This window comes from Porphyromonas sp. COT-290 OH3588 (assembly GCF_000769075.1).
In the GTDB taxonomy this organism is placed as follows: Bacteria; Bacteroidota; Bacteroidia; order Bacteroidales; family Porphyromonadaceae; genus Porphyromonas.
Map to the genome: position 1 here is coordinate 1 of NZ_JRFC01000004.1, position 4886 is coordinate 4886.

Sequence of the window (4886 nt, forward strand, 5' to 3'; positions counted from 1 at the left end):
CCATGTCGATACAATTAATTACATATTAAAGATAGTAATAATCAGAGATATATACAAAGTTTCTAACCGAAAAGAGGCAAAATGCCGTGCAACGGTCTCATATATACAACTTTTCTAGCCAAAAAGCGGCAAAATGCCGTGCAATGGTCTCAAAATTATAAAAGCTGTAGGTAAAGCGGAAAAGACTAGAAAGTAACTGTCGTACCTAGCAAGAAGTTAATCCCAGCCTGTGGGAAGTAGCGCACATCGCTATAGGTCGTACCATCGGCTTGGATACCTGTATCATAGATATAACCATTGCTAGAGTAAAGCGTATTGAGCAGGTTATTGACCTGCAGAGATACGTTCCATTGCTTAGCCAGCGACAGAGGCAGGTCATACCCTAGGCGAAGGCCAAGCGTATGATAGGCAGGCAAACTGCGTACGGCGTCGGCTGTATTGTCGAGGTACTGCTTGCCGACGAACTGAGAGATCAGACTAGCATCAAGGCCAGAGTGTACGAAGCTCAAGGCGTTGGTCATAATCACCGAGGGAGAGTAGGCAATATCCGTATCCTTGTACTTAACTTCCTTCAGGCCAGACCACTCCCAGTCCTTATCATAAGTAGAGAAGTGATAACTATAGTCCTTAATCTTGCTTTGGCTCAAGGCGAGCGAAGCGTCCCAGCGTAGCCAGCTAGTCAGCTTAAAAGCTGACATCACCTCTAGCCCCATTCGGTAACTCTTGTCCACGTTCTCTTGGAGCACACCACCCACATCGCTCAGCTTACCATTAGCCACCAACTGATCCTTGTAGTCCATGTAGTAGAGATTAGCAGATAGCTTGAAGTTCTCACCTGTGTAGCCATAGCCGAGCTCATAGTCAATCATACGCTCGTGTCGTGGATAGTCTTCGGGCGACACCTCTGTATAGCCCTTACGATTAGGCTCGCGGTGCGCCACAGCCACAGAAGCATAAGCGTGATGCTCTGGGGCGATTTGATAGTATAGACCAGCCTTGGGGTTGACGAAGTTGAAGGTCTTATTCAGATTAATGTCCTGCATCTTCTTGCGCTTGGAGTCGTAGCCATCATAAGTTCCATCAATGCGGTAGTTGATGAAGCGATACTGTAGGTCGGCGTACGCCGAGAGCGCCTGCGTGATCTGATAATTGGCCTTAACGTAGGCAGCAGCCTGCCCCTTGCGTCCAGTATCTTGATAGTAGCGACTCTCAGGGTAAACAGGCTCGGAATAGTTCTCTACCCAGCGGCGCTCGCCGTAGTGATCGCCATAGTAGTAGTTGCCCGAGAGGCCTGCATTCAACTCCCAAGCCCCCTGCTTCCAGTTGGCAGAAGCGATGAGACCATAGAAATCATTATCTAGGTACTTACGGCGGATAAGCGAAGTCTTCGATACAGTCTTGCCATTGGCATCCTTAAACTTATTGAGCCCGTACTCTACCAGTTTACGTCCTGTGCGGTATTCGTCGGTATAGCCGAAGCCCTCGGTATAGTGCCCTGTAAGGTTGAGGGATAGGCTCTCACTAGGGCGATGCGTCAAGATGAGCTGATAGTGCTTCTGATTGTAGTTGTCCGTATTGGGGTAGTAATAGGCCTGATTGGCGGGAGCTTTGGGGTTGACATGCCCGGCAGGATTGTATGTACGACCAAATTTCTCCTCCTGCTCCTTACTGATTCCATTCCACGCAATACCCGTCTTCTCTACACCACCAAAGGTAACGAAGCGCAGAGCCGTACGCTCGCCGAAGTAACCAGCTTGTACGAAGTAGCTACCCAAATCGACCGTAGCGCGATCGACATAGCCATTGCTCGTAATCTTGGAGAGGCGCGCATCTACAGCCCAGTGTCCCCCGAGACGTCCTGTGCCAACACGTACATTGCGACGAAAAGTCGAGAACGATCCTCCACTCACCCCCACCTCTGCGTACGGCTTGAGCGACAGATTGTCCGTACGCATATTGATGCTTGCCCCGAATGCGGCTGCACCATTGGCGGAGGTACCTACCCCGCGCTGTATCTGTAGCTCTTGGACGCTAGAGGCGAAGTCTGGCATATTGACCCAAAAGACAGCTTGGCTCTCGGAGTCGTTGACGGGCACACCATTAGTGGTGATGTTGATGCCCGCAGCATCTACCCCACGCACCCTAAGGGCAGTATAGCCCATACCCGTACCAGCATCGCTAGTAGCTAGGACAGAGGGGTGCATCTGTAGGAGGAAGGGCAGGTCTCGCCCGAGATTGCTCTTCTTGATGGTCTCTTTGGTTAGATTGGAGTAGGACATCGGAGTCTTTTTAGTAGCCTTGGTACCCAGAACTGATACCTCTTGTAGTGCGATCACCTTAGTGGTGTCTAGTACGCTTGTGCTCTGCGCAGTGGCCCCATAGACACAGCTAAGGCATAGAGCTGATAATGCAATTTGCTTCATCGATGATAATCTTGATTATTGATTGAACATACGCGGCGAAGAAATCAAAACGGGGGAGGAGGCCCTCCTGATTAAGGTTTGATGGGCGTATGGATGTACTCGAACGTGGTACGTGCAACCTGTCTATGGTGGAAAATCCCTACGCCGGTATTAACCGGATCAGGTGTTGAGGGTCTCATCTCAGCTAGACTACAGTCTAGCACCCCTTTATCCTTCTAAGTCGTGGACAAAGATAGGATAAAAACCTATCTAACCAAAAACAAGACTACCAAGCCCTCTGCAATAGAACTAGCTCGGGGTGCTCTAGCTCCTCAACCAGTAAATCAACCGTAGTGCATGGATTGTGTTGTGCGTAGTTGGTATCGGAGAATAGCCCCCTTAGTGTTCGTGCATTTCTTTTAGCTCTATCTACAAAACCTCCTGCGTCCACTAGGAGACGACGCATATTGGTCGCATTCTTCTTGTAGCGATATCTGCGCTTTCGATTGTATCTAGGGTGTCCTTGCTGAATGAGATACTCTAACCGAGGCCGAAACTCTCGCCTATCTACAGGACCTCTAGGAAGCTCAAAATGAAGCAAGAACCACAGCTCAAAGGCTTGATTTGACCAAGCCAACCGAATATCTTCCTGCTCGGCCATACGAATTGCTTCATTGAAGTCCCGATCTGGGAAATCGTCTTTATCGAAAACAACCCAGACTCGATCGAACTGCCGATGAAGCAACCACTCTAGCTCCGCACGCTTGGCAAGCGCATATCTGACGAGTGAACAAGTATTACGCCCCGCTCCCTCTATCTCAATATGAATCTCTTCGGGACGTCTATTCATCGCAAAGGACGCAAAATAATTGGGCTCGGTCTTCTCCCCTTCGGTTACGATTAGGAAGTAAACAGCCTGCGAGCGTGTCCCCTCCCTACGCCCCAACTTCGTCTTAGGCGTGGCTCCAACCCTAGATCTTCTCATCTTCTTTTTTGTCAATTAGCCCCAGAAATGGGATTGCACCATACCGTCCGTTAATATAATCTCTTGCCACATTACGTTCGTCGCTCGGAGTCGAGCGAAACTCCACTAAAGAGTATAGGTCACTAGAACTAGTGCGATCTTTCTCTGTAAACCAAATCTGATCTCTACGCAGGTAGGTGAGATTGAGGAGATTGGTATCGTGTGTGGCGAAGATGAGCTGAGCTCCATGAGGATTACTGCAAGGATTCATGAAGAGCTGGAGGATATTACGAGTCATAATTGGATGAAGCTTAGCATCTAGCTCATCAATGATAAGTACTTTACCATGTCGGAGAGAGTCAAAAATAGGGCCAGCCATCTCAATCAGCTTCTTAGTTCCATCAGACTCCATACGATCCTTTGGGAAGTGCCGTGTGCCGATAATCTTACCTTTAGCATTATATATATTGTGTACCGTCTGTGCTTCCAGAAATGTTTTTCCCTGCAGCTGCTCAACCAGCTCACGACGAATACGATCTGGCATGGCCCCCTCCGCAAGATCCTCGTCGGTAAACTCTCTCTCCGATATTCTAAGGTCATTAAACCCTAGCTGCATTCTCCCAAAGAAGTCACGTGCCTCTTGGCAGCCTTCTAGCTCCTTATGAAACATACGTACAGTATAGCCCTCATAGTCTGATCCACTAAGACCAGAAAGATAGTTGCATCGACGAAACCACTCAAGGATCAACTGAGATTTAGCTCCATTAAGCTGCGCTACAAGAGAGAGGAAGAGCCTATTGGGAGGTGTAGCCTTCTCCTTTCCATTGCCTTCCTTAAATCTCGATTGATTGATCTCGTAGCGACTGCCCTCACGCCTGAACAAGAAAGCCTCCTTCTTTTTGGTTTCGTAGAGCCATTCACGTAGGATCTTAGTTTCGTTATAATCGAACCCGTAGCGGTATAAAGCATCGTTTTGGATAAATTGGATTTCAAATGAGCTCTCTCTCTGAGGCGTATCTCGTAGCAAAAAGGGCTCGAAGCTGAGATTGTCGGTAGGATCTAGCTTAACTGAGTTCACCACCACCCGACGCATGGTACGTAGAGCTTCTAACACATTACTCTTACCACTAGAGTTGGCCCCATAAATGGCCAGCACCGGGAGCAACCGATAGCCAGCACGACGTACTACTGAGTTCTCAAGATCCTCGATAGAACTAGCCTCCAAGCTGAGGGTTTTCGCTTCACGAAAAGAGCGAAAATTCTGAAATGTAAAATTGACCAACATACCTTCTCCTATAAATTCATTAGCAATAACGTCAGTATTCCTCGAGGCATACCACACAAATTTAGCCATTTATATCGAGAGCGACAGCTACGACAGATGAAATGAGACCGTTGCACGGCATTTTGCCCCTTTTTGGCTATGTACTTTCCATTTTCTAACGCAACACTATGGTTATAAGAACGACAGGTGGCGGGCTAGCCCGCCACCTGTCAAAAATCGTTCATAGCTTTGATGT

At 48.3% G+C, this 4886-nt stretch carries 3 protein-coding genes and 1 riboswitch; all 3 genes read right to left on the reverse strand.

Going from position 1 to position 4886, the window contains the following annotated elements; translation table 11 throughout:
- Positions 1-185: 185 nt before the first annotated feature.
- Positions 186-2423 carry a TonB-dependent receptor gene (locus HQ48_RS01030; RefSeq protein WP_044231288.1) on the reverse strand — a complete coding sequence of 746 codons (2238 nt, stop codon included), beginning with the start codon at positions 2421-2423 and terminating at the stop codon, positions 186-188.
- Between the two features lie 119 nt (positions 2424-2542).
- Positions 2543-2640: riboswitch (TPP riboswitch) on the reverse strand.
- A 48-nt stretch (positions 2641-2688) separates the two neighbouring features.
- Positions 2689-3387 carry an RloB family protein gene (locus HQ48_RS01035; RefSeq protein WP_044231289.1) on the reverse strand — a complete coding sequence of 233 codons (699 nt, stop codon included), beginning with the start codon at positions 3385-3387 and terminating at the stop codon, positions 2689-2691.
- Complete coding sequence (locus HQ48_RS01040) at positions 3374-4651, reverse strand: ATP/GTP-binding protein (protein ID WP_044231290.1); 1278 nt, start codon at positions 4649-4651, stop codon at positions 3374-3376. The genes HQ48_RS01035 and HQ48_RS01040 overlap by 14 nt, the downstream gene beginning before the upstream one ends.
- Between the last annotated feature and the right edge of the window lie 235 nt (positions 4652-4886).

Bases quoted from the DNA above. Each gene is read 5' to 3' on its own strand.
- HQ48_RS01030 (WP_044231288.1), bottom strand. From the start codon at position 2,423: ATGAAGCAAATTGCATTATCAGCTCTATGCCTTAGCTGTGTCTATGGG.
- HQ48_RS01035 (WP_044231289.1), bottom strand. From the start codon at position 3,387: ATGAGAAGATCTAGGGTTGGAGCCACGCCTAAGACGAAGTTGGGGCGT.
- HQ48_RS01040 (WP_044231290.1), bottom strand. From the start codon at position 4,651: ATGTTGGTCAATTTTACATTTCAGAATTTTCGCTCTTTTCGTGAAGCG.